Source organism: Streptomyces sp. IBSNAI002 (assembly GCF_052244475.1).
GTDB lineage: Bacteria > Actinomycetota > Actinomycetes > Streptomycetales > Streptomycetaceae > Streptomyces.
In genome coordinates, this window is sequence record NZ_JBQPXG010000002.1 from 3771709 (window position 1) to 3796097 (window position 24389).

Annotated in this window: 19 protein-coding genes and 1 tRNA gene; 4 read left to right on the forward strand and 16 right to left on the reverse strand. The window is 72.5% G+C overall.

The window, feature by feature from the left end; translation table 11 throughout:
• Window positions 1-110: 110 nt before the first annotated feature.
• Entirely contained in the window at window positions 111-701 is a 591-nt protein-coding gene (locus ACTVZO_RS18280) for a TetR/AcrR family transcriptional regulator (protein ID WP_443299400.1), read from the reverse strand.
• A gap of 165 nt (window positions 702-866) precedes the next feature.
• Between ACTVZO_RS18280 and ACTVZO_RS18285 the strand changes: the two genes are divergently transcribed.
• Window positions 867-4130, forward strand: a complete 3264-nt coding sequence (locus tag ACTVZO_RS18285; protein WP_443299401.1) for a S41 family peptidase — start codon at window positions 867-869, stop codon at window positions 4128-4130.
• 75 nt (window positions 4131-4205) lie between these two features.
• Here ACTVZO_RS18285 and ACTVZO_RS18290 read toward each other — a convergent pair whose 3' ends face one another.
• The 4 genes from ACTVZO_RS18290 to ACTVZO_RS18305 form a co-directional block, all read right to left on the reverse strand.
• Window positions 4206-4385, reverse strand: a complete 180-nt coding sequence (locus ACTVZO_RS18290; protein ID WP_443299402.1) for a hypothetical protein — start codon at window positions 4383-4385, stop codon at window positions 4206-4208.
• 76 nt (window positions 4386-4461) lie between these two features.
• Window positions 4462-5346, reverse strand: a complete 885-nt coding sequence (locus ACTVZO_RS18295) for an SDR family oxidoreductase (RefSeq protein ID WP_443299403.1) — start codon at window positions 5344-5346, stop codon at window positions 4462-4464.
• Window positions 5343-6263: an alpha/beta fold hydrolase gene (locus ACTVZO_RS18300; RefSeq protein WP_443299404.1), complete on the reverse strand. Its 921-nt coding sequence runs from the start codon at window positions 6261-6263 to the stop codon at window positions 5343-5345. The genes ACTVZO_RS18295 and ACTVZO_RS18300 overlap by 4 nt, the downstream gene beginning before the upstream one ends.
• Entirely contained in the window at window positions 6260-7819 is a 1560-nt protein-coding gene (locus tag ACTVZO_RS18305; RefSeq protein WP_443303211.1) for a flavin-containing monooxygenase, read from the reverse strand. The genes ACTVZO_RS18300 and ACTVZO_RS18305 overlap by 4 nt, the downstream gene beginning before the upstream one ends.
• 153 nt (window positions 7820-7972) lie before the next feature.
• Here ACTVZO_RS18305 and ACTVZO_RS18310 point away from each other — a divergent pair, with 153 nt between their 5' ends.
• Window positions 7973-8707, forward strand: a complete 735-nt coding sequence (locus ACTVZO_RS18310) for a MerR family transcriptional regulator (protein ID WP_443299405.1) — start codon at window positions 7973-7975, stop codon at window positions 8705-8707.
• On the opposite strand, the gene ACTVZO_RS18315 is transcribed toward ACTVZO_RS18310, so the two are convergent.
• A complete protein-coding gene (locus ACTVZO_RS18315) occupies window positions 8689-9492 on the reverse strand; it encodes an exodeoxyribonuclease III (protein WP_443299406.1) in 804 nt (267 codons plus the stop codon). The genes ACTVZO_RS18310 and ACTVZO_RS18315 overlap by 19 nt on opposite strands.
• A 38-nt stretch (window positions 9493-9530) precedes the next feature.
• On the opposite strand from ACTVZO_RS18315, the gene ACTVZO_RS18320 reads away from it, so the two are divergent.
• Window positions 9531-10025, forward strand: a complete 495-nt coding sequence (locus tag ACTVZO_RS18320; RefSeq protein WP_443299407.1) for a GNAT family N-acetyltransferase — start codon at window positions 9531-9533, stop codon at window positions 10023-10025.
• Between the two features lie 9 nt (window positions 10026-10034).
• Here ACTVZO_RS18320 and ACTVZO_RS18325 read toward each other — a convergent pair whose 3' ends face one another.
• From ACTVZO_RS18325 to galU, 9 genes are all read right to left on the reverse strand, one after another.
• Window positions 10035-11378 (reverse strand): CoA transferase, encoded by a 1344-nt coding sequence (locus tag ACTVZO_RS18325; RefSeq protein ID WP_443299408.1) that lies wholly within the window; start codon window positions 11376-11378, stop codon window positions 10035-10037.
• A gap of 91 nt (window positions 11379-11469) precedes the next feature.
• Entirely contained in the window at window positions 11470-15075 is a 3606-nt protein-coding gene (locus ACTVZO_RS18330; protein ID WP_443299409.1) for a hypothetical protein, read from the reverse strand.
• Window positions 15076-15260: 185 nt separating this feature from the next.
• Window positions 15261-15334 (reverse strand) — tRNA-Ala (locus ACTVZO_RS18335).
• 78 nt (window positions 15335-15412) lie between these two features.
• Window positions 15413-16453 (reverse strand): divisome protein SepX/GlpR, encoded by a 1041-nt coding sequence (gene sepX / locus ACTVZO_RS18340; protein ID WP_443299410.1) that lies wholly within the window; start codon window positions 16451-16453, stop codon window positions 15413-15415.
• Window positions 16454-16612: 159 nt separating this feature from the next.
• Window positions 16613-17242: a GNAT family N-acetyltransferase gene (locus ACTVZO_RS18345; RefSeq protein WP_443303212.1), complete on the reverse strand. Its 630-nt coding sequence runs from the start codon at window positions 17240-17242 to the stop codon at window positions 16613-16615.
• Window positions 17239-17730, reverse strand: coding sequence for a MogA/MoaB family molybdenum cofactor biosynthesis protein (locus ACTVZO_RS18350; protein WP_443303213.1), 492 nt, complete (start codon window positions 17728-17730; stop codon window positions 17239-17241). Before ACTVZO_RS18350 ends, ACTVZO_RS18345 begins: the two co-directional genes overlap by 4 nt.
• Window positions 17731-17870: 140 nt before the next feature.
• Window positions 17871-18350: a cyclic pyranopterin monophosphate synthase MoaC gene (moaC, locus tag ACTVZO_RS18355; RefSeq protein WP_030662516.1), complete on the reverse strand. Its 480-nt coding sequence runs from the start codon at window positions 18348-18350 to the stop codon at window positions 17871-17873.
• 73 nt (window positions 18351-18423) lie between these two features.
• Window positions 18424-19761, reverse strand: coding sequence for a molybdotransferase-like divisome protein Glp (glp, locus tag ACTVZO_RS18360; RefSeq protein WP_443299411.1), 1338 nt, complete (start codon window positions 19759-19761; stop codon window positions 18424-18426).
• 4 nt (window positions 19762-19765) lie between these two features.
• Window positions 19766-20668: a UTP--glucose-1-phosphate uridylyltransferase GalU gene (galU, locus tag ACTVZO_RS18365; RefSeq protein ID WP_443299412.1), complete on the reverse strand. Its 903-nt coding sequence runs from the start codon at window positions 20666-20668 to the stop codon at window positions 19766-19768.
• A 95-nt stretch (window positions 20669-20763) separates the two neighbouring features.
• Between galU and ACTVZO_RS18370 the strand changes: the two genes are divergently transcribed.
• Entirely contained in the window at window positions 20764-21372 is a 609-nt protein-coding gene (locus tag ACTVZO_RS18370; RefSeq protein ID WP_443299413.1) for a 5-formyltetrahydrofolate cyclo-ligase, read from the forward strand.
• On the opposite strand, the gene ACTVZO_RS18375 is transcribed toward ACTVZO_RS18370, so the two are convergent.
• A complete protein-coding gene (locus ACTVZO_RS18375; RefSeq protein WP_443299414.1) occupies window positions 21369-24197 on the reverse strand; it encodes a penicillin acylase family protein in 2829 nt (942 codons plus the stop codon). The two genes, ACTVZO_RS18370 and ACTVZO_RS18375, sit on opposite strands and share 4 nt — an antisense overlap.
• Window positions 24198-24389: the final 192 nt, after the last annotated feature.

The following is a 24389-nucleotide window of genomic DNA, read 5'->3' on the forward strand; positions in this document are numbered from 1 at the left end:
GGGTCGTGGGATGGATCCGGTGCGGATCAGGGCATGGAGAGCCGGCCCGACGACGAGAGCGGCGTGTCAGGAACAGCAGGAGGTACGGCGGGGACAGGAAGGAGGGGAGTTCAGACGCCGAGGGCGGGGAAGACCACGGCGTCGATGAAGTGGCCGAGGAAGTTCCGGTCCACCGGTCGGTCCTCGATCAGCGGGAGCGCGATGAACGCCCCGATGAGCATGTGCGGCACGAAGTCCAGCGCCGGGCAGTCCGGGCGGATCTCGCCCCGGTCCACCGCGCGCCGGAGCATCGCCTGGAGGCCGTTGATCTCGGGATCGACCAGCAGGTCCCGCAGGGCCTTGTGCAGCTCCGGGCTCTCGTGGACGGCATGGGCCAGACCCCGCATCAGCGCGGTGTCCTTGGCCATCTGCGCGTCGTCGGAGCATTCGACCATGCGCGCGAAGTCCGTGCGCAGGCTGCCCGTGTCGATCTCCCGCAGCGAGACGGGCTGCGTACATCGCAGGGCCTTGGCGACCAGCTCGGGCTTGCTCCCCCACTGGCGGTAGAGGGTGGCCTTGCTGGACTTGGTGCGGGCGGCGACCGCGTCCATGGTCAGCGCCTCGTATCCCACTTCGCGGAGCAGGTCGAGGACCGCTCCGTGGAGTTCGGCTTCCCGCTCGGGGGTGATCCGGCTGCGCCGGGCCGCGATCGCCTCGGTCATCTCCGCCTCCCGTCCGAACGCGCCTTATCGAAACGAATGTGTTCCGTACGCCTCAGACGATACCCCGGCTCCAAGCGAAACGAAACCGTTCCGTTTCGCATAAGGGAGTGGCATGGATCACCTGTACGAGTTGCCGGGCCCCCCTGGCGCGGAAAGCATTGGGGGGTGAGTCACGACGTCGCGTACCTCCGCTTCCCGCACCTGCACGACGACCTATTGTGTTTCGCCACCGAGGACGATCTTTGGGTGGCGCCCTTGGTTCCCCCTGGAGCTCCGGTGGGCCGCGCCTGGCGGATCACCGTCGACCGGACCCGGGTCAGCCATCCCCGCTTCTCCCCCGACGGCCGGCACATCGCCTTCTCCACCTGGCGCAGCCTCGACCCCGAAATCCACCTCGCCCCCGTCGACGGGGGCCCGGCCCGCCAGCTCAGCCACTGGGGCTCCACCGACACCCGGGTCTGCGGCTGGGACCCGGACGGCAACGTCCTCGCGGTCTCCTCGCACGGCCAGCCGTTCTCCCACTTCGCCTGGGCCCACAAACTGCCCACCGACGGCAGCCCCGGCGGTCGCCTCCCCTGGGGGCCCTGCTCCGACATCCAGGTCGCAGACATCGGCGGAGAGCACCGCACCCTGCTCCTGACCGGCAAGCCGCCGCACGAGCCGGCCGCCTGGAAGCGCTACCGCGGCGGCGCCACCGGCCGGCTGTGGCTGCACGGCGAGCAGCTGCTGGAGGAGGTCGAGGGCCACCTCGACTCCCCGATGTTCGTCGGCGGCCGCATCGCGTTCCTCTCCGACCACGAGGGCATCGGCAACCTGTACTCCTGCCTGCCCGACGGCACCGACCTGCGCCGGCACACCGACCACGAGGAGTTCTACGCCCGGCACGCGTCCAGCGACGGCACCCGGATCGTCTACCAGTGCGCCGGGGAGATCTGGCTGGTGGACTCGCTGGCTCCCGACGCCCTCCCGCGCAGGCTCGACGTCCGGCTCGGCGGGCCGCGCGCGGGCCGCCGTTCGTACCAGGTGCCGGCCGCCAGCCACGTCGACTCGCTGTCCGTGGACGCCACCGGCCGGGCCAGCGCGGTCGTCGTACGCGGCAGCCTGTACTGGCTGACCCACCGCGACGGCCCGGCCCGGACCATCGCCGACACCCCGGGCGTCCGGGTACGGCTGCCCGAGATGCTCGGCAGCGGCGGACAGGTCGCCTACGTGACCGACGCCGAGGGCGAGGACGCCATCGAGATCGCCTACCTGCCGCGGGCCTCCGGGGAGCGGGAGCCGCGCCGGCTGGCCTCGGGCGAGCTGGGGCGGGTGACCGAACTCCTGTCGGACCCGGACGGGGAGCGGCTCGCCATCGCCTCCAACGACGGGCGGCTGCTGCTGATCGACGCCACGGAGGAGTCCAACGGGGAGGTCACCGAGCTGATCCGGTCCATCAACGGGCCCGTCACCGACCTGGCGTTCTCACCCGACGGGGTCTGGCTGACCTGGTCGCACCCGGGCATCGGGCGGTCGCTGCGGCAGATCAAGATGGCCCGGATCTCCGGACCGGGCGCGCGGACCGTCGTGGACGTCACCAACGGCCGCTTCGAGGACGAGAACCCGGTCTTCACCCGCGACGGCCGCTACCTGGCCTTCCTCTCCTGGCGCGGTTTCGACCCGGTGTACGACGTGCACACCGGCGGCCTGTCCTTCCCGCTGGGCTGCCGGCCCTACCTGGTGCCGCTCTCCTCGGCGACCCCCTCGCCCTTCGCCCTGTCCCCCGAGGGCCGCCCGGCGGCCGGCGGCCTCGACCCCGGCGACGGGGAGCCGGACACCGGCGACGGCACGGTGACCGTGGAGGTGGAGGGCCTGGAGAGCCGTGTCACGCCCTTCCCGGTGGCCGCGTCCAAGTACTCCGCCCTGTACCCGGTGCACGGCGGAGGACTGGTGTGGCTGCGCTGGCCGATCTCGGGCGCGCTCGGCGAGACCTTCGCCAACCCGGCCGACATCAGCGGCAAGCCCACCCTGGAGCACTTCGACCTCACCAAGGCCCGCAAGACCGAACTGGCCTCGGGGCTGGACTGGTTCGCGGTCAGCGGCGACGGCACCCGGCTCGTGATCAACGACGACGGCGACCTGCGGGCCGTCCCGGCCACCGAGTCGGGCGACGGGGACTCCACCGTCTACCTGGACCTGCGGCGCATCCTGCACGAGGTGGACCCGGCGGCCGAATGGCGCCAGGCCTTCGAGGAGGCAGGGCGGATCATCCGCGCCTACTTCTGGGAGCCGAAGATGTGCGGCATCGACTGGGACGGGGTGCTGCGCCAGTACCGCCCCCTGGTCGAACGGGTCGCCTCGCCCGACGAGTTCGCCGACCTGCTTCGCGAGGTTCTCGGCGAACTCGGCACCTCGCACGCCTACGTGGCCCCCGCGCGCCGCAACGAGGGCCCCCCGCACTACCAGCGGGCCATCGGGCTGCTCGGCGCCAATCTCGTGCACCGGGACGGCACCTGGGTGCTCGGCCGGATCCTGCCCGGCGAGTCCTCCGACTCCAAGGCCCGCTCCCCGCTGGCCGGCACCGGCATCCGGGAGGGCGCCGTGCTCACCCACGTGGACGGGCGCCCGGTGGACCCGGTGACCGGCCCCTACCCGCTGCTGTCGGGGGCCGGCGGCACCACCGTCGAGCTCACCTTCCAGCCCGCGGAGGGCGAGGGCCGGGCCCGCCGGGTGGCCGTCGTACCGCTGATCGACGAACGGCCGCTGCGCTACCAGGACTGGGTCTCCAAGCGGCGCGCGGTGGTCCGCGAGCTCAGCGGCGGCCGGTGCGGCTACCTGCACATCCCCGACATGGGCGGCTCGGGCTGGGCCCAGTTCAACCGCGACCTGCGGATGGAGATGTCCCGGCCCGCGCTGATCGTGGACGTACGCGGCAACGCGGGCGGGCACATCAGCGAGTTGGTCGTGGAGAAGCTGACCCGCTCGATCCTCGGCTGGGACCTCACGCGGGGCGCCCAGCCGGTCTCGTACGCCTCCAACGCGCCCCGCGGCCCGATCGTGGCCCTCGCCGACGAGGCGACCTCCTCGGACGGGGACATGATCACCGCGGCCATCAAACTGCTCGGGCTGGGCCCGGTGGTGGGCCAGCGCACCTGGGGCGGGGTGGTCGGGATGACCGGCCGGCACACCCTCGGCGACGGCACGGTGATCACGGTGCCGATGAACGCCGCCTGGTTCCCGGAGTACGGCTGGTCGGTGGAGAACCACGGGGTCGAACCGGACCTCGCGGTCCTGCGCACCCCGCTCGACTGGGCGGAGGGGCGGCACGCGCAGCTGGACGACGCCGTGCACCTGGCGCTGGAACTGCTGGAGCAGGACCCGGCCGCCGTGCCGCCCGGCTACACGGACGTACCGGACCTGCGGCGCCCGAAGCTGCCGCCGAGGCCGTAAGCCGTAGGCCGTAGCGGGACGCGGGCATGCGCAAGGGGCGCGACCGGACAGCGGTCGCGCCCCTTCGGCTCGGGATCAGGCGTCCCAGTTCTCGTCGAACTCGTCGCGGGCCCGGTGGGCCGGCGGCCGCTCCGCCTGGGGCTGCTTCGTCTCCCCGAGCTGCCGGGACCGCTCGGACGCCTCGTCCTGCCCGCCCTCCGCGGCCTTGCCCTTGAGTTCCTTCGCCTTCGCCTCGAACTGGTCCTTGATACCCATGCTCTTCACTCCATCAGGGGTGTTGGTGGTCGGGCCTCGACCAGACTGGCACGGGCCGACAAAGGCCGCATTTCGATCAGCTACCGTGCGTGCGCTCCCGCTCGTCCGCCGCCCCGCCGGCTCCGACCAGTCCCCTGGAGACACCGGCCAGCCGCGGCTCGAACCGCTTCATCTCGCGCTGCCCCACGGCCCCGATGATCCCCGGCAGGTAGCCGCGCACCCCCTGCATTCCGCGCAGCCACCACTGCGCGTACACGTGCGCCGAGCGCCGCTCGATGCCCGCGACGATCCGGTCGACGGCCGGGCCCAGCGGGTACGTGCGGTTCGAGGGCCAGGGCAGCCGCTGGCGCAGCTCCCGCATGACCTCGTCCTGATCGGCCCCGCGCACCATGTCGGTGTCGGTCCACGAGAGGTAGCCGACACCGACCTTGACGCCCTTGTAGCCGACCTCGGCGCGCAGGCAGTGGGCGAACGCCTCGACGCCCGACTTGGACGCGCAGTAGGCGGTCATCATCGGAGCGGGGGTGATCGCGGCGAGCGAGGCGATCTGCAGGAAGTAGCCGCGGCTCTCCGTCAGGACCGGCAGGAAGGCCCGGGCGGTCACGGCGCCGCCGATGAGGTTGACCTCGATCACCCGGCGCCAGGCGACGGGGTCGGAGTCGGCGAACGGCCCGCCGGCGGCCACGCCCGCGTTGGCGACGACGATGTCGACCTTGCCGAAGCGCTGCTTGACCTCCTGCGCGACCCGGGCCATGGCCTCGTGGTCGGTGACGTCGGCGTGCCAGTGGTCGCTGTCGGTGTGCAGCCGCTCGGAGACCTCCTTGAGGGCCTCCGGCTCCAGGCCGACGAGCGCGATCTTCGCGCCGCGCGCGGAGAGTTTGCGGGCGAGCAGCTCGCCGACCCCGCGGGCACCGCCGGTGACGACGGCGACCTGGCCTTCCAGACTCCTGCGAGCGCTCACAGCGACTTCTCCTTCTGGTCGAGATACAGCGAGGTCAGCTCGCGCACGGCCGTGGTGACGGCCTCCGGGGCCTCGATCGGGGTCATGTGCCCCATGCCGGTGAGCTCGGTGAGGCCCACGCAGTTCGGCAGCGCGGCCGCCAGCCCCCGGGCGTGCACCACGGGCGTGAGCCGGTCGTCCGTACCGCCGATGACCGCGGTGGGCACGGTGAGCCGGGCCACGTCGGCGTCCAGGTCCAGCCCGGCGAGCACCTCGGACCAGGCGTGCCGGACCCGGGTGGGGCAGGCGTGCACGATACGGGCGCACGCCTCCACCTTGTCCGGCGCGGAACCGGGGCCCATGGTGGCGTACTTGAGGATCCGCCGGGCGACGGGCGTGACCGGGCCGAGCGGGGCCCGGGCCCCGAGGACCGCGCCGGTGAGCCGGGTCCGTGCCCGCCCGGGCCGCAGCGGCAGCACCCGTGCCTCCGCGACCAGCCGGCCGCTGCCGGTGCTGCACAGCAGCGCGGCCGCGGCGTGCTCGGCGAACTCCGGCCGGGCGGCGGCGGCCATGATCGTCATGCCGCCCATGGAGTGCCCGGCGACGACCGCCCGCTCCCCGGGGGCGAGGGCGGCCTTGAACACGGCCACCAGGTCGTCGGCGAGGGCGGTGGTGCTGTGGGTCCGGGCGGCGGGGCTGCGGCCGTGGCCGCGCTGGTCGTAGGCGATGACCCGGTGGTCGCCCGCCAGTTCCCGGATCTGCGCGGCCCAGAACGCGGTCGAACAGGTCCAGCCGTGCGCCAGCACCACGGCCGGCGCACCCTCGTCCCCGTGGACCTCTACGTGCAGCCGTGCCCCGTCGACGGATTCGGCGACGAGCTCGCGCCGCGCGGCGGGCGGTGCGTACCGCCCGGCGGTGACGTGCGTGAGCCGGCTCATGCGGCGCCCTCCACCGGTCCGGCCGCTGCCCGTTCGGCAGGGGCCCGCTCGGCCGGGACCCGCTCGGCCGGGACCCGTTCGCGCTCGCGGACCCGTACGACCTCGTACTCCGCCAGATCCACGCTCCGCGTCTCCCGGCGGAACTCACCCGTCGTCCCCGGCCACACGGTGGTGTTGCGCCCCTGCGCGTCGAGGTACCAGCTGGTGCAGCCGCCGGTGTTCCACACCGTCCGCTCCATCCGGGCCTGCACCTGCCGGTTCCACTTGTTCACCGCCGACGGCCGCGCCGCCAGCGCGACCCGCCCGCCCAGCACGCCCAGCTGACGCAGGTAGTCGGCCATGTAGTTGAGCTGCGACTCGATCATCAGGATCATCGAGCTGTTCCCGAGCCCGGTGTTCGGACCGATGATCGTCATCCAGTTCGGGAAGCCGGCCGCGGTGGCCCCGCGCAGCGACTGCATCCCGTCCTTCCACTCGTCCGCCAGGGTCCTGCCCTCCGCGCCCACCACCCGGTCGGCGATCGGCATGTCCGTGACGTGGAAGCCGGTGCCGAAGACGATCGCGTCGACCTCGGTCTCCGTCCCGTCGGCGGCGACCAGCACCGAGCCGCGGATCTCCTTGAGGCCGGAGGCGACCAGGTCCACATTGGGCCGCGCGAGGGCCGGGTAGTACTCGCTGGACAGCAGGATCCGCTTGCAGCCGATCCGGTAGGAGGGCGTCAGCTTGGCGCGCAGCGCCGGGTCCTTGATCGAGCGCGCCATATTGGCCTTGGCCAGCGATTCGATGAGCCCGAGCTGGTTCGGCCGCTTGGTGAAGGCGCTGACCTGGAGCTCCCGGATGCCCCACAGCAGCCCGCGGCGGGCCGCCCGGGTGAAGGGGAGCTGGCGGTGCAGCCAGCGCTCCGCGGCCGTGATGGCCCGGTCGGTGCGCGGCATCACCCACGGCGCGGTCCGCTGGAAGAGGGTCAGCCGCTCCACGTCGGGCGCGATGGCGGGCACGATCTGGATGGCGGAGGCGCCCGTACCGATCATGGCGACCCGCTTGCCGGCCAGGTCGTAGTCGTGGTCCCAGCGCGCGGAGTGGAAGACCTTGCCCGGGAACCCGGCGAGCCCCGGGACCTCCGGCATCTTGGGGTCGGACAGCGGCCCGGTCGCCGAGACGACGACGTCGGCGGTGAGCGTGCCGGCCGAGGTCTCGACCTCCCAGCGCAGTTCGTCCGCGTCCCAGCGCATCATCAGGACCTCGTGGCCGAGCCGGATGTGCCGGCGCAGCCCGAAGGTGTCGGCGACGTGCTCCAGGTACGCGCGGATGGCCGGCTGGCCGGAGAAGGTCCGGGGCCAGTCCGGGTTGGGCGCGAAGGAGAAGGAGTACAGGTGCGAGGGGACGTCGCAGGCGCACCCCGGATAGCTGTTGTCGCGCCAGGTGCCGCCGACCGAGTCGGCGCGCTCCAGCACGACGAAGTCGGTGATCCCCTCGCGCCGCAGCCGTACGGCAGCGCCGAGCCCGCCGAATCCGGACCCGATCACCGCCACGCGTACGTGCTCGCGTTTCGTGATGTCGCCGCCGCCCATGCCGCCCATGCCCGCCGCCTTCCACATCCGCAACACTGCCAGCAATCACTGGCACAATCGGGAGAGTAGAGCAGCCCCGTACTCATGGGTAGGGGGCGAGCCCGGAAAGTTACCGCCAGTACGCCATAGGCTTCGGGCGTGGTGGACACGGAAGCAGGGACGACAGTGCGCGAATACCGTACGGAGGAACTGGCCGAGGCGGCCGGCATACCGGTCCGCACCCTGCGCTTCTACCGCGAGCGCAAGCTGCTCCCGCCGCCGCGCCGCGAGGGCCGCATCGCCTGGTACGACGACCACCACCTGGCCCGGCTGCGCACCATCGCCGCCCTGCTCGAGCGCGGCCACACGCTCGGCGGCATCGCGGAGCTGACCGCCGCCTTCGAGAACGGCCGCGACGTCGGCCAGCTCGGCGAGCTGCTCGGCATGGGCTGGTCGGAGGAGACCCCGGTCCGGCTGACGCCCGAGGCACTGGCCGACTACTTCGAGGGCGAGGTCACCCCGGAGAACCTCGCTGCCTCCCTCGACCTCGGCTACCTCGCCACCGACGGCGACGAGATCGTGCACGTCAGCCGCCGCCTGCTGGACGTCTCCTCGGCCCTGGTGCGCGAGGGCGTACCACTGGCGGCCGTCCTGGAGACGGGCCGCCGCGTCCGCGAGCACGCGGACGCGATGGCCGCCCTGTTCACCGAGCTGATCTCGGCCCACCTCCCGGAGGACGCCCTGCCGCGCCTGCGCCCGCTGGCGAAGAGCGTGGTCGAGGCCGAACTCACGATGGCGATGGACCGCCTGCTGGCCTCCGGGACCGGATCCGGGTCCGGACCCGCGTCCCCTTCCGCTTCGGCTTCCGCGTCCGGTCACACACCGAGCTCGTAGACGACCGTCACCGGAGCGTGGTCGGACCACCGCTCCGGGTGCGTCTCGGCCCGCTCCACGAACGCCTTCACGGCCTTCGCCGCCAGGCCCGGGGTCGCGACCTGGAGGTCGATCCGCCAGCCGGCGTCGTTGTCGAAGGCACGCCCGCGGTAGGACCACCAGGAGTACGGCCCCTCGGTGTCCGGGTGCAGCTCGCGCACCACGTCCACGTAACCGGCCCCGTCGTACACGGTGCCGAGCCACTCGCGCTCCTCGGGCAGGAAGCCGGCGTTCTTCCGGTTCGTCTTCCAGTTCTTGAGGTCGGCCTCGCGGTGGCAGATGTTCCAGTCCCCGCAGACCACCACCTCGCGCCCGTCCGCGGCGGCCCGTGCCTTCAGTGCCTGGAGGTAGGTGTGGAACTCCGCCATGAACCGGTACTTCTCGTCCTGCTTCTCGGTCCCGGCCTCACCGGACGGCAGGTAGAGGCTGGCGACGGTCACACCGGGCAGGTCGACCTCGAGGTACCGCCCGCTGGTGTCGAACTCGTCACTCCCGAACCCCACCTGCACCCGCTCGGGCGCCCGCCGCGTGTAGAGCGCGACCCCGGCCCGCCCCTTGGCAGCGGCCGGCGCGAACACGGTGTGCCACCCCTCGGGGCTGCGCACCTCCTCCGGAATCTGCCCTTCCTCGGCCCGTACCTCCTGGAGGCAGACCACGTCGGCGTCGGATCCTTCGAGCCACGCCCCGAAGCCCTTCTTGGCGGCGGCGCGGATCCCATTCACATTCACGGAGGTCACGGTGAGCATCCCTGCACCTTAGCGGCAGCGTTCCGTACGATGTCCGGATGTCTCATGGGATCCAGCTCCAGCCAGTGCCGTACGACCACCCGGACGCGGTCAAGCTCAGTGACCAGGTCCAGCTGGAGTACCGGGCCCGGTACGACGACGGGGAGGGCGACGCCACCTTCCTCGACCCGGCCATGTTCGTCCCGCCGCGGGGCCTCTACCTGCTCGCGTACGACGCCCAGGGCGTGCCGGTCGCCAGCGGCGGGTGGCGCAGCCAGGACCGCAACGACGAGGGCTACTCGGACGGCGACGCCGAACTGAAGCGCATGTACGTCATACCGGAAGCCCGCGGGCTGGGCCTGGCCCGCCGGATCCTGGCCGTCCTGGAGGACGACGCCCGTGCGGCGGGCCGGACCCGGATGGTCCTGGAGACGGGCGACCAGCAGCCGGAGGCGATCGCGCTGTACCTCTCCTCGGGCTACGCCATGGCCCCGAAGTTCGGCCACTACCGCTTCTACGACTCCAGCCGCTGCATGGCGAAGCCGCTGACGTAACGCAGCCCCCTACCGCGGGAGCCAGGCCGCCCGGTCCGTGCCCCAGCGGGACGGGCCCGCCGACCAGTCCCCGAAGGGGCTCGCGGCGTACCGGAGCGGACCGTACCCCGAGTCCGTCCGCCGGAGCCACGGCTCCGGCGCGTATCCCGGGGCGCCGGGACCGGCCGCCGCCGGGACCTCCCGGACCAGCCACGACGCCGTACCCGCCAGGGAGAACCGCAGCGCCCGCCCGCCCCCCTGCGCCAGCGCCCGCAGCACCCCGGCCGCCATCAGGTACCCCGTGCCGTGGTCCAGCGCCTGCGCCGGCAGCACCCCGGGCACGCCGTCCGGACCGGCGTACCGCGCGGCGATCCCGTAGCCCGCCTGCACCAGCGAGTCGAAGCCCCGCCGGCCGGCCCACGGCCCGTCCCAGCCCCACGCGCACAGCTGGGCCACCACCAGCCCCGGCGCCCGCTCCAGCAGCTCCCCGGCCCCCAGGCCGTGCCGCTCCAGCGCGCCCGGCCGGTAGCCGGTCACCACCACGTCCGCCCCGGCCAGCAGCTCGTCGAACACCTCCCGGTCCGCCGCGGCCGCGAGGTCCAGCAGCGCCGACCGCTTGCCGAAGCCGGTGTCCGCGTACGTGTCGGCCGCCTCCGGCAGCCACGGCGCGTCGATGCGGAGCACGTCCGCGCCCAGCAGCCCGAGCGTGCGCGTCGCGACCGGCCCGGCGATCACCCGGGTCAGGTCCAGCACCCGCACCCCGGCCGCGGGCAGCCCCACGGGGGCCGGCCCGCGCGTCCGGCCCGGCGCCCCGGTCGCCCGTACGGTCTCGACGAGCGGCCGCGGGTCCCCGTACTCCCGCGCCACCGCGACCGCGAGCCCGCCCTCCCGGTAGACGCGCTCCTGCACCTCGACGGCCGTCCGGCCCGCCACCGCGGCCCGTACCGCCACCGGCGTCGCGGACGGCAGCCGCAGGGCCCGCACCAGCGCGGACTCGTGGTGCGGGTAGTTGGCGTGGGTGCGCAGCCAGCCGTCCGCCGCCCGCCAGAAGCCGGACAGCGGGGCGAAGCCCACGGGCTCCCGCCCCCGCACCCTCAGCCCGCGCTCGCTGACGAAGGCCGTGGCCACCGCGCCCTCGTCCACGACGGCCGGAGCCGCGTCGGCGGGCCCGCCCCCGGCCCGTACGGCGGCCAGCTCGGCGGCGGCGAGCGCGCACACCCCGACCGTGGCCCGCGCCAGCTCCCGTACCGGCAGCGGCCCGCGGCCCGGTCCCGGCGCCCCGCGGTACCGCACCCGCCCGGCGAGCTCCGCTGCTCCGCCGAGCGCGGCCCACGCCTGCGCCGTCGCGCCGTCCGGCTCATTCGTGATCGTCATGGGCCCATTCAACCCACCGTGCTCCCCGCACAACGGCCGAGGGCCCGCCCGATCGTGAGATCGGACGGGCCCCGGGCTTCGAGCGGTCGGTTCAGGAGGCGAACCAGCCGTTGAGGTCGGCGATGACGTCGACGCTGCCGGCGTTGTTGAAGAACGTCACCTGGCCGTCCACCACGGGGACCACCACCAGGTTGGAGACGGTCTGTCCCGCCCGGTAGTTGAGGTTCGAGACGCCGGGGCGGTCGACACCGTGCGGGTGGACGATGAGGTGGCTGTCCTGGGTGGGGCCGGTGACGGTGACGTTGAGGACCACCGCGGTCACCCCGGTCGACGGCACGCCCTCGACCCCGGCCACCTTCAGGCTGACGGAACCGCCCTGGCCCACGGCCCCGGCGCGGGCGCCGGTCCCGTCCCGGGTGTCGAGCAGCCGCACCGGCGAACCGGCCGAGAACGTCGACCCGTTGGCCGAGTAGTAGCCGGTGACGTCGGCGATCAGGTCGACCGAGCCGGAGTTGTTGCGCAGGTCGACCTTGCCGTTGACGACCGGCACCGTCACCAGGTTGGGCACGATCTGCCCGGCGGTGAAGTTGAGGTTGGACACCCCGGGTGCGGCCTGGCCGTTCGGGTAGACGGTCACGTGCCCCGCCTCGGTCGGGTTGACGGCGGTCACGTTCATGACGACCGCGGTCACCCCGGTCATCGGGACGCCCTTCACGCCCGAGACCTGGAGCGTGACGACCCCACCGGGGCCGACCCGGGCCTTGGCGGCGCCGGTGCCGTCACGGGTGTCCAGGAACCGCGAGGGCGTGATCGGCACGAACCGGCCCTTGCCCCCGGCCGAGGCGGCCGTGACGGTGTACGCCTGGGGGATGTAGCCCGGAGAGGGCACTCCGGTGGTGTATCCGATGCCGTCCATGACCAGGTCGTAGTGCCCGGGCTCCAGCCCGTTGGTGTCGACCAGGACGGTCAGGGCGGTGCCGTCGGCGTTCACCGAGACGGGCTGCATGAACGTCTTGTCGACGGCATGGGCGGCCAGCTTCATCTTGGTGCCGAGGGTCAGCCCGGTACCGCGTACGACGGCCTGGGTCTGCGTCCCGGCGGGGCTGGTCGCGGGGCTGATCGAGCTCGGCACCTGGCTCGGCGGGCGGACGCAGCCGGTGTCGCAGACGCCCTGCATGCTCCAGTCGAGCGGGGTGGCCGCCTTGCGGGGAGTCAGCATCAGGGCTGCCTGGCCCGCCGGTGCGTCGCTCGACGCGGCGCAGCGGCCGCCGAACCTGCCCTGGGACTGGAGGCAGTTGAACCTGGGGCTGTAGGCACCCCACTCGGCGGCGCCGAGCAGGTCCAGTCCGGGTCCGCCCACGTTGTCGGTGGTGCTGGTGCCGACGACGTTGAAGGCCTGGCCGGGCTTCATGTCGACCACGGCGCAGTACGCGGTGGAGGACTCCGAGAGGGTTCCGCTCCGTACCGGGAAGCCGTCGACCGAGACCTTGTTGGCGGCGCACTCCGGCGCCCAGCCGGCGGACGTGGCCACCTTCCAGGCGTCGACGTTCGTGTGGATGGGCTTGTCCTTGTAGCCGGATGCGAGAACGACCGCGACGTACGAGGTCGAGCCGGTGACCCGGCAGGAGGAGCCCGCCTGGTTGCAGAGGTACTTGCCGTTGGCGTCGAGCACCATCATCAGCGTGGTGGGCTCGTAGCGCGCGTCCCCGAGGGTCCGCGAACTCAGCCAGAACTTGTCCGTGGCCGCGGCCGCGACCCGTACGCAGCGGGCGTCGAGCGCCGAGGTCAGGTCGAACGGGGTCGACCTGCCGCCGACGTTGGTCGTGACCGGGTCGGTGCACTTCGCGGTCTGCGAGACGTCACGGCGGACCAGCTTGTAGGTGTCCTCCTGCCAGCCGGAGCGGATCAGCATCGCGGTGTACGGGACACCGGCGGCCAGGTTGCACACGGTGGTGCTCGAACCGGCCGTGGAGCAGACCTCGGTGCCCGCGGGGTCGGTCAGCCGGACCGAGGCGTTCACGGTGTTGGCGAGGTTGGCGTAGTCGAGCATCTCCGCGGTGGAGTGCCGGTCCGCCGGAATGCTCAGGCAGCGGAGCGGTGCGGCCGCGGTCAGCGGGACCTCGGCGCCCCAGGTGCCGTCGAAGCCGGTCTGCTGCCAGGCGGTGCAGCCCGCGGCCTCCTCCGTCCGGTGGATGACCAGCCCGTACGACTGGGAGGGAGTGCCGCTCAGCACGGCGTGGAACGGCGCGGTGCCGGTCAGCTTGCAGACGCTGTAGGTCCGGCCCTCGTTGTCGCACTGCTCGGCGCCGGCCGCGTCGTAGACCACCGCATCGGCGTACGTGCCCTCGGCGGGAGGCCGGTTGAGCAGGTAGAGGCCCTTGCCGGTGGCGGTCGGCAGGGTCAGGCAGAGCTTCTGTCCGGGCCCGCCGAACGTGCCGGTGGCCGGACCGGCCACCAGGCCGTTGTCGTGGGTCGCGGTGCAGCCGCGGCTCTCCTTGGCGGAGAGGAAGGCCATGCCGAAGGCGTCGGTCTCGGTGCTCCGGGGGTCGACGGCCCAGGTGTGGTCACCGGGGGCCAGTTCGCAGGCGCCCTGGAGGCAGCCGGCGAGCGGGGTGCCGTCGGACGCGAACAGGGTGCCGGACGGGACGGAGCCAGCGGAGACCGGCTCGAAGGAGTACCCGCCGGCCTGCGCCACGCGCAGCGTGCGGCAGCGTGCCGTCGAGGTCAGGTCCGGGGAGGCCCCGAACGCCTGCGGTTCGACGACCGGGCAGCCCTCCGGCTTGGAGAGGCGGGCCGCGGTGACGTCGTACTCCTGCGCGGCGCCCGAGCCCTGGACCACCGACATGCGGAACGGCGCGGTGCCCGTGAGCTTGCAGTCGAGGGTGTCGCCCTCGTCGCCCCGCGAGGTGCAGACCTCGTTGCCGGTGGCGTCGTGGACGGACTGCTGCACCCGGTAGGTGGAGGCGTGGGTGCGCAGCACGTCGCCCGCCGCCAGGTCCAGCGTGTAGCAGTCGCCCGCGGAGCCGGCGGCCAGCGCGCCGTGGAACACGGTCGGAGCGCCGAGCTTGCGGTCGGCGGCGCCGACCGGCTTGCAGGCGGTGGAGGTGAGCACCGGGACGTACGCCGCCGAGACGGTGTTCGGCGAGCCGCTCTGCTCGGAGATCTCCAGCTTGTACGTGCCTGCCGTGCCCGTCGGGCAGCGCATGGTGCCGCCCGCGGAGCCGGAGCCGAGGACGTTCTCGCAGGTGACGGCGGAGCCGTCCGGTGCGATCAGCCGGTGGTTGGCCCAGCTCGTGTGCACGACCTGGTACACCACCACGTCCTTCGGCTGCGGCAGCGTGAGCGTGAAGGAGGCCTTCTGGTACGGCTCGACGGCGCAGTCGACGATGGTGTGCGGTGCGAGTGCGGTCGGACAGGCCTGCGCCGCGTCGCTCTTCGCGAGCGCCTTGACGGCGGCTTCGCGGTCGGCCTTCGGGTCGGCCTTCGGCGGGGCCTCGGGCCCGGCCTTCGCGGGCGCGGTGGGCTCGGCCTGCGGTGAGGCGGCGGCCCCGGGCGGCGCGGCGGCCGCGAACGCGGATCCGGTCGGGCCGGTGGCGGCGGTCAGTACGGCGAGCAGCAGGGCGCCGGCGGCGACGGCCCCGCGGCCTCTCCCCCGTCTCCTGTCCGCTCTTCTGCCTATGGGCAGCAGCAAACTCATGAACCCCCCGTTCGAGCAGCCCGACCCCGGTGACCATCACGGGAGTTACGGGCAGCCGGAGTTTAGCCGTCGGGGGTTGGGGGCTCGCATGGCGTTTACGTGCGAGTGGGACCGCACCGGGAAGCACACCGGGAAAGCAGAAGATCCCGCCCGATCTTGCGATCGGACGGGATCTTCATCGTCTGTGGACCTGTGGGGATTTGAACCCCAGACCCCCTCGATGCGAACGAGGTGCGCTACCAGACTGCGCCACAGGCCCTTGCGACGTGTGAAACATTAGCATCCCGGCGCGGGTGCTCCAAAACGCGTATCCCGGAGGGTCCGCGCAGGTCACCCGTTACTCGTTCGCGGCGCGCGGGCGGTCCTCGCCCTCGTACTGGTCGAACAGCGGGGTGCGGCCCCGGTCGCGGCCGCGCGGGCGCGGGGTGCTCGGGGGCTTCGCCTCCGCCTTCGGCGCCGGCACCGCGGGCTGGGCGCGCAGGCGGGGTTCCGTCGGCTCGGCCGTGCTGGAGCGGGTCGAGCTCCAGGCGTCCGGGGTCGCCGGGCCGGTGGCGCGCGGGGCCACCGGCGCCGTCACGTACGTGGGCAGCGGGACCGGGACGGGCTCCCAGCTGTCACCGCGGGCGGGGCCGCGTTCGCGCTCGCGCTGCTGGTCCACCCACTCGGCGTGGTCGGTCTGCTCGACCAGGGCGCGCCGTCCGGCCTCCTGCGGGGAGACCGGTGGCGCGGGGTCCGGGTCGGCGCCCGCGCCGGCGGCGTCCTCGGGGTGGCAGCGGCGCTGGCGGCTCTCCCGCAGCTGCCGGGCGGCGGCCTCGGCGCGCCGCCGGTCCATGGTGAACTCGTAGCGCCGCCGCTCATGGACCCGCAGGTGCACGATGTACGCGCTCAGCAGCAGGGCGGGCACGGCCGGGGCCCACAGGAAGCGCAGTCCGCCGACCGCGGCGACGACCGCGCCGAGGGTGAAGACGAGGAAGAGCAGTGCGGTGGTGCGCCGGCGGCGCGCGAGGACCTGGAGGCGCTGTTCGCGCCGGGCCCGCTCCGCGCGCTGCTCCCGTTCGGCGGCGGCCGGTCTCGGCTCCGCCCTGGTCGGGGGCACGACAAAGGCCCGGACGTCGGCGTCCACGGAATTCACCGTTTCCGTCGCGGCGTCCGGGTCCGCGTGGGGCTGGGGCTCCGCCTGCTCGTCACCGCGCTCACGCAGTCCCTTGGCGTAACGGCGCTCCATTCCCGCCCGGCCGGAAAGCAGCCGAATGGCAGTGGAGAAGCGTTCCGTCGGACGGGCTTCGTTCAGCTCGTCCTGCCTCCGGAGCCACATGGGCACCAAGTAGGCGGCCCAGGCCCCGACAATGACTGCGTAGATGAGGCCGCTGCTGCTCACACCTCACACCGTAGAGGGGTACGGGCGAGGGGATCGGCCAATTGGGCCGGTGTGTCGCGCGATCTCGCTGATATCACGGACTTTTTTTGTGACTCTTCGGATCAGGTTATGGGCGAATCGGTTCCGTGAAGGTCTTAATTCGAACGAATATTCGTTTCTTCATTTCGGCGGGGACTGCGCGTGCCGTGCCCGGTGCCAGCGCCGCAGCAGCCCCTCCGGCACCTCCTCGGCCGTGACCGCGTAGACGAGGTGGTCGCGCCAGGCCCCGTCGATGTGCAGATAGCGCGGCCGGAGCCCCTCTTCGCGCAGGCCCAGCTTCTCCACCACCCGGCGGCTCGGCCCGTTCTCGGGACGGATGCACACCTCGATCCGGTGCAGGCCGACCTTCCGGAAGCAGTGGTCCACCGCGAGCGCGACCGCCGTCGGCATCACCCCGCGGCCCGCGACCTCGCTGTCCACCCAGTAGCCGACGTGGCCCGCGCACATCGAGCCCCAGGTGATCCCGGCGACCGTCAGCTGGCCGACGAGACGGCCCTGGTACTCGATGACGAACGGCAGCATGCGGCCCGCGTTCGCCTCCGCCCGCAGGTGGCGGACCATCTGGCGGTACGTCGGCCGCTGGATCACCGGCCCCCACGGCGCGGGCGGCGGAATCGTCGCCTCCCAGGGCCGGAGCCACTCACGGTTGCGCCGGTTGACCTCGCGCCACGCCTTCTGGTCCCGCAGCTTTATCGGCCGGAGCGTGACATCGCCGTCCGTCAGGACGACCGGCCAGGACGGGCCGTTCAGCTCGTGCTCCCGGAATGCTCCGCGGGTCTGGGGTGGTCGCCGCCGCGGATCTGGTCCACGGCGTGCGGCAGGATCCGGGACAGGACGGCCAGGCCGTCGCGCACCCCGCCCGTCGAACCCGGCAGGTTGACGATCAGGGTGCGTCCGGCCACGCCCGCCAGGCCCCGGGACAGCGCCGCGGTCGGCACCTTCGCCAGCCCTTCGGCCCGGATGGCCTGCGGGATGCCCGGGATCTCGTAGTCCAGGACCCGCGCGGTGGCGTCCGGGGTGCGGTCGGTCGGCGAGATGCCGGTGCCGCCGGTGGTCAGGATGACGTCGTACGCGGCCGCCACGCCCTCGCGCAGCGCCTGTTCGACGGGATCGCCGTCGGGGACGACCCGGGGGCCGTCCACCGCGAAGCCGAGCTGCTCCAGCGCCTCGGCCAGCAGCGGGCCGCCCCGGTCGGCGTACACGCCCTGCGAGGCCCGGTTCGAGGCCGTGACCACCAGGGCCCGGCCCGCGGAAGCGGCTCCGGGGGCGGCGGGCGCGGGCGACGCCGCCGGGCCCTCGGGGCCGGGGCCGGCGCCGTGACCGTGGCCGGCGCCGTGACCGTGGCTGTGGCTGTGCACCTCGCCGCCGCGCGGGGCGTTCACGAGCGCGCCCAGTCGCCGGACTTGCCGCCGGTCTTCTCCTCCACCCGCACGTCCGTGATGACCGCACCCTTGTCCACGGCCTTCACCATGTCGATCACGGTGAGCCCCGCGACGGCGACCGCCGTCAGGGCCTCCATCTCGACGCCCGTGCGGTCGGTCGTCTTCACGGTGGCGAGGATCTCCACCGCGTCGTCGGCCACCGACAGATCGACCTTCACGCCCGAGACCGCCAGCGGGTGGCAGAGCGGGATCAGGTCGGGAGTCTTCTTCGCGCCCATGATCCCGGCGATCCGCGCGGTGGCGAGGGCGTCGCCCTTGGGCACGCCCTCGCCGCGCAGCAGCTCGATCACCCGGGGCGAGACGAGTACCCGCCCGCTGGCGCGGGCCGTCCGGGTGGTGACGTCCTTCGCCGAGACGTCGACCATCCGGGCCGCGCCGGCCTCGTCGATGTGGGTGAGCCTGCTCTCGGTACTCATCGCTGCGCCGCTCCGCTCTGGGCCCCGGAGGGGCCTGTGTGGTGCGACACACGCTACCCGCACCGGCGGGGCTTCAGCCGAGCAGGACCACTTCCAGCTCGCTCCCGGGCTCCACCGAGGTGACGTCCTCCGGTACGACCATCAGCGAGTCGGCGTGGGCCAGCGCGGCGATCAGGTGCGAGCCCGATCCGCCGACCGGGCTGACCGTCCCGCTCTGCGCGTCGTACTTGCCGCGCAGGAACTGCCGGCGGCCGGCCGGAGAGCCGAGCGCCTTGTCCGCCTTGAGCACCGCCCGTACGGACGGCCGGCCGACCTCGGATTCCGGCAGGCCCATGAGCGCGCGGATCGCGGGGCGCACGAACAGCTCGAAGGAGACGTACGAGGACACCGGGTTGCCGGGCAGGGCCAGCAGCGGGGTGTGGTCCGGGCCGATGGTGCCGAAGCCCTGCGGCTTGCCGGGCTGCATGGCGAGCTTGCGGAAGTCGATCTTGCCGCCGCTGACGTCGTCCTCGCCGCCGGCCACCGACGTCAGCGCCTCTTTGACCACGTCGTAGGCACCAACGCTGACCCCGCCCGTGGTGACCAGCAGGTCCGCCCGGATCAGCTGGTCCTCGATGGTGGCGCGCAGGGTGTCGGCGTCGTCCTCGACGGCGCCGACCCGGTAGGCGATGGCCCCGGCGTCCCGCGCGGCCGCGGCCAGCGCGAAGCTGTTGGAGTCGTAGATCGTCCCGGAGGCCAGCGCCTCACCCGGCTGGACCAGCTCGCTGCCGGTGGACATCACGACCACGCGCGGGCGCGGCCGCACCCGTACGGTGCCCCGCCCGATGGCGGCCAGCAGGGCGATCTGCGGCGGCCCGAGGACGGTCCCGGCCGCCAGGGCCAGGTCCCCGGCCTGTACGTCGCTGCCGCGCGAGCGGACGTGCGCCCGGGCCTCGGCGGGGCGGTGCACCCGCACCTCGCCGCCCGATCCCTCGGGGGCCGCGCTGGCCGGGGTCATCCCGGAGACCGCGCCCCCGCCCGTGCCGCCGTCGGTCCACTCGACCGGTACGACGGCTTCCGCGCCGGGCGGCAGCGGGGCGCCGGTCATGATGCGGGCGGCCTCGCCGGGGCCCACGGTGGGCAGCTCACCGCTGCCCGCCGCGACGTCCCCGATGACCGTCAGCACCGCGGGAAACTCCTCGCTCGCGCCCTGGACGTCGGCCGCGCGGACGGCGTAGCCGTCCATGGAGCTGTTGTCGAAGGGCGGGAGGGCGACGGGCACGGTGACGTCTTCGACCAGGACACAGCCCTGTGCGTCCAGCAGCTGGAGCTCGATGGGCTCCAGCGGCCGGACGGTGGCGAGGACGTCCGCGAGGTGCTCGTCCACGGACCACAGACGGTGGCCGGTGTCCTGCGGTGCGGAACTGCTCAAGGTGCTACATCTCCTCCGTGACGTAACGGTGAAGCCAGGTGCGGAACTCCGGGCCCAGGTCCTCGCGCTCGCACGCGAGACGGACGATGGCCCGCAGGTAGTCGCCGCGGTCGCCGGTGTCGTAGCGGCGGCCCCGGAAGACCACGCCGTGCACCGGACCGCCGATGGTCTCGTCGGCGGCCAGCTTCTGCAGGGCGTCGGTGAGCTGGATCTCCCCACCGCGGCCCGGCTCGGTCTCCCGCAGTATGTCGAAGATCGCGGGGTTGAGGACGTACCGTCCGATCACCGCGTAGTTGCTGGGGGCGTCCGCCGGGTCCGGCTTCTCGACGAGCCCGGTGATGCGGACCACGTCGTCCTCGTCGGTGGCCTCGACGGCGGCGCAGCCGTAGAGGTGCACGTTGGCCGGGTCCACCTCCATGAGCGCGATGACGGTGCCGCCGGTGCGGCCGTGGATCTCGGCCATCTGACGCAGCAGGGGGTCGCGCGGGTCGATGAGGTCGTCGCCGAGCAGGACGGCGAAGGGCTCGCGGCCGACGTGCGGCTCGGCGCACAGGACGGCGTGGCCCAGGCCGCGGGGGTCGCCCTGGCGGACGTAGTGCATGGTGGCCAGGTCGCTGGACTCCTGGACCTTCTTGAGCCGGTCGTCGTCGCCCTTGGCGATGAGGGCCGATTCCAGCTCGTAGTTCCGGTCGAAGTGGTCTTCCAGAGGACGCTTGTTACGCCCAGTGATCATGAGTACGTCGTCGAGCCCGGCCGCCACGGCTTCCTCGACCACGTACTGGATGGCCGGCTTGTCCACAACGGGGAGCATTTCCTTCGGGGTCGCCTTGGTCGCCGGAAGGAAGCGAGTGCCGAGGCCCGCAGCCGGAATCACGGCCTTCTTGATCACGGGGTGCAACATAGTCATGCCCCGAACGATAGTGGGTCCTACCGAACGCCAGGCCAGATCGCAGTAGGTAGGTCCACTTATGTGCCGATTTCCCGAGGATATTTGAACCCGCTGTGACAGAGAATCCGCATCCCGTTTCCACCAAGTCCCGACTGCGCCGGGAACTCCTCGCCGCCCGCCGCGCCTTGTCCCCCGAAACCTGCCGCGCGGCCGCCGGCGCACTGGCCGCCACGGCCCTCGCCCTACCCGAACTGGCCGGTGCCCAAACGGTGGCGGCGTACGTCTCCATCGGCACGGAGCCCGGCACCCGGCCCCTCCTCGACGCCCTGCGCGCGGCCGGCAAGCGGGTGCTGCTGCCCCTGCTGCTGCCCGACAACGACCTCGACTGGGCGGCGTACGAGGGCCCCGGCGGCCTCGCCGAGGCCGCGCACCCGGGGAAGATGCGGCTGCTGGAGCCGACCGGTCCGGCGCTCGGGCCGGACGCGGTGACCGCGGCCGACGCCGTGCTGCTGCCCGGGCTCGCGGTGGACGGCCGCGGGATGCGGCTGGGCCGCGGCGGGGGCTCGTACGACCGGGTCCTGGAGCGGCTGGAGCGCGCCGGGGCGCATCCCGCGCTGGTCGTGCTCCTCTACGACGACGAGGTGGTCGCGCGGGTCCCGGAGGAACCGCACGACCACCCCGTCCAGGCGGTGGCCACCCCGTCCGGGGTGCTCCGCTTCTAAGGCGTGAGGGTCAGCGTGTCGACCGTCGCCTTGTCCACGGCGTCCTTGCCGAAGGGCCAGTCCAGCAGTTCGCCCTTGGCCCACATCGTCGTCTGGTCCGTGTAGTGGGAGTTGTACGCGTGCCCCGAGGCGCCCGTCAGGTTGATCCAGCGGGACTTGTCGAGGTCGTTGAGGTTGACGACCATCCGCATCGACGGGACCCAGGTGACCCCGTAGCCGCTGGAGGCGTTCCAGCCGGTGGCGTTGACGGTGGCCTCACCGCCGCCCAGGTTCCACGGGCCGCGGTTGAGGAGCCACTGCATGAAGCCGGGACCCTCGGTGCCGATCGTCTGGTTCTTCAGCGTCAGCTGGTGCAGCCGGCCCCAGCTCCAGGTCGACTGGTCCTTGCCGAGCTTGGCGGTGAGCTCCCAGCGGGCGTCCACCATGGCCCGCGCGAACAGCTCGTCGCGGGTGGCGGCGGCGGGCTTGTTGCGCGCCGCGGGCGAGTGCCACCAGGGCGACTTCTCGTCCTTGACCAGGCGGCGGACCACCTCGAACCAGCGGTCGCCGCCGTCCGGCTGCGCCGAGTCGGGGCCGCGGGTGCCGCATTCGCGGACCGTTTCGGCGAGCTCGTCGGCCGGACCGCTGCTGTCGGCGCGGACGTTCATGCAGCTGCCCTCGATCCGCAGCTCCTTGGGCATCTTGTCGCCGAAGGACAGCTTGAGGATGTTGCGCCAGACCGCGTTGAAGTAGGCGGCCGCTGCCGAGTCGTTCTCCTGGGTGTAGTTCCAGCCCTCCAGGAGCTTCTGCGCGGAGCGCACGTCCGGGTCGTCGACCTGGATCTTGGCCAGCATCGGGGTCAGCAGCGCGGCGATCTCGCTGCTGTTGTCCATCTGCATGGCGCGCATGTCGTCGGTGGAGATCTTGCCGCTGTCCTTGATCTTCGCCTCGATGAGGTCGTTGATCCGCTGGCTGCGGGCGCCGTAGCCCCAGTCGGTGGTCAGCAGGTACGGGTACTTGCCGGCGCCGGTGCCGCTCTCGATGACCGCCTGGTTGGCGGTGACGACGTAGCCGCGCGAGGGGTTGGACTCGAAGGGCAGCTCGCTCTGCGGGATGTACTCGACGCTGCCGTCCTTGCCGGTCTTCCAGGCGTACTTGGAGTCCCAGCCCGGCGCGGGCATCCGGCCGTCGCCGGCGCCGCGGACCGGGATCCGGCCCGGGGCCTGGTAGCCGATGTTGCCGGACTGGCCCTTGCCGTCGGCGTAGATCAGGTTCTGCGAGGGCACCTCGAAGTCGGCGGCGGCCTTGCGGAACTCCTCGAAGTTCTTGGCCTTGTTCAGCTTGAAGACCGCGTCCATCGACTTGCCCGGCTCCAGGGCGGTCCAGCGCAGGGCGACGGCGTAGCCGTTGCCGCGGTCGGGCGCGGAGCTGGCGACCGGGGCGCGGGAGCCGACCGTGCCGAGCTCGCTGCTGCGGTCGGAGACGAGCGGACCGTTGTTGGTGATGCGGACGGTCATCTTCTTGCTGGTGCCGCCCGCGACCTTGATCACCTCGTCGCGGGTGGTGAAGGGGATCACCTTGTTGTCGTAGACGTAGCCCTCGGGCTTGACCTGCTCCAGGTAGAGGTCGGTGACGTCCGCACCGAGGTTCGTCATGCCCCAGGCGATGTCGTTGTTGTGCCCTATGACCACGCCGGGCATCCCGGAGAAGGTGTAGCCGGACACGTCGTACTGGCACTGGGCCGAGGCCGTGCGGCAGTGCAGGCCCATCTGGTACCAGACCGAGGGCAGCTGCGGGGACAGGTGCGGGTCGTTCGCGAGCAGCGGCTTGCCGGTGGTCGTGTACTTGCCCGCGATCACCCAGGAGTTCGACCCGATGCCGCTGCCGTTGGGGCCGAGGATCGCGGGGATCTCGTCCAGGGTCTTGGCCAGGGAGGTCAGCTGGGTGCTCAGGCCGACGGCCGCGCCCTGGGCGGTGGCGTTGCCGGCGAGTCCGCTGCCGGTGCCGGTGGAGGTTCCGGTTCCGGTTCCGGTGCCGGTTCCGGTGGAGGTCTGGGCGCCCATCGCGGTCGAGCCGCCGGAGGCCTGGGGTGCGTACTGGCCGCCCGTGACCTTGCCGCCCTCGACGACCGGCTTGTTCCGGTCGAAGGGGTAGGGCGGGTAGAGCTCGTCGATCTGCGCCTGCGTGAGCTTGCTCGACATCAGCGCACGGTCGATCTCGTCCTGCATGTTGCCGCGCAGGTCCCAGGCCATCGCCTTGAGCCAGGCCACCGAGTCCACCGGCGACCACTGCTCGGGCTGGTATTCGTCGGTGAGCTTCAGGGCGGCGTGCTCGACGGAGAGGTCCTTGCCGGACTTCCCCTTCAGGTACGCGTTGACCCCGTCGGCGTAGGACTGGAGGTTCTTCTTGGTCTCGTCCGAGAGCTTCTTGTCGTACTCGGCCTGCGCGACCTGGCGCCAGCCCAGCGTGCGCAGGAAGGCGTCGGTCTCGACCTGGCCGGCGCCGAACATCTCCGAGAGCCGCCCGGAGGTCATGTGCCGGCGTACGTCCATCTCCCAGAACCGGTCCTGCGCGTGGACGAAGCCCTGCGCGCGGAAGAGGTCGTCGTCGTTGTCGGCGTAGAGCTGGGGGATGCCGTGGGCGTCGCGCTTGACTTCGACGGTCCCGGTGAGGCCCGGCACCTTGAGGGAGCCGGTCGTCTGGGGGAACGAGGCGCGCACGCTGTCCACGCCCCAGTACGCCCCGTAGCCGAGGCCCGCGAAGAGAGCCAGGACCAGCACGAGCACGATCAGACGGGCGCGTCGTCCCTTCTTCTTGACGGGAGGAGCGGTTTCGTTGGCGGGCATCGCTGTCCTTAGAGGGGCAGGGTGGTCCTGGGAGTGCTGGGAGCAACCATAGGCGCAGGACCGTACTCGTTGATCCGTCAGGGGTGGAGCTGGCAAGGACAGGGACGAACAGGCGTTTCACAATGTGGCTATCGCGTAAAGGGAACGTCAAAGATTAGGTAAGGTAACGAACTACTTGCCGAACCTGCCGCT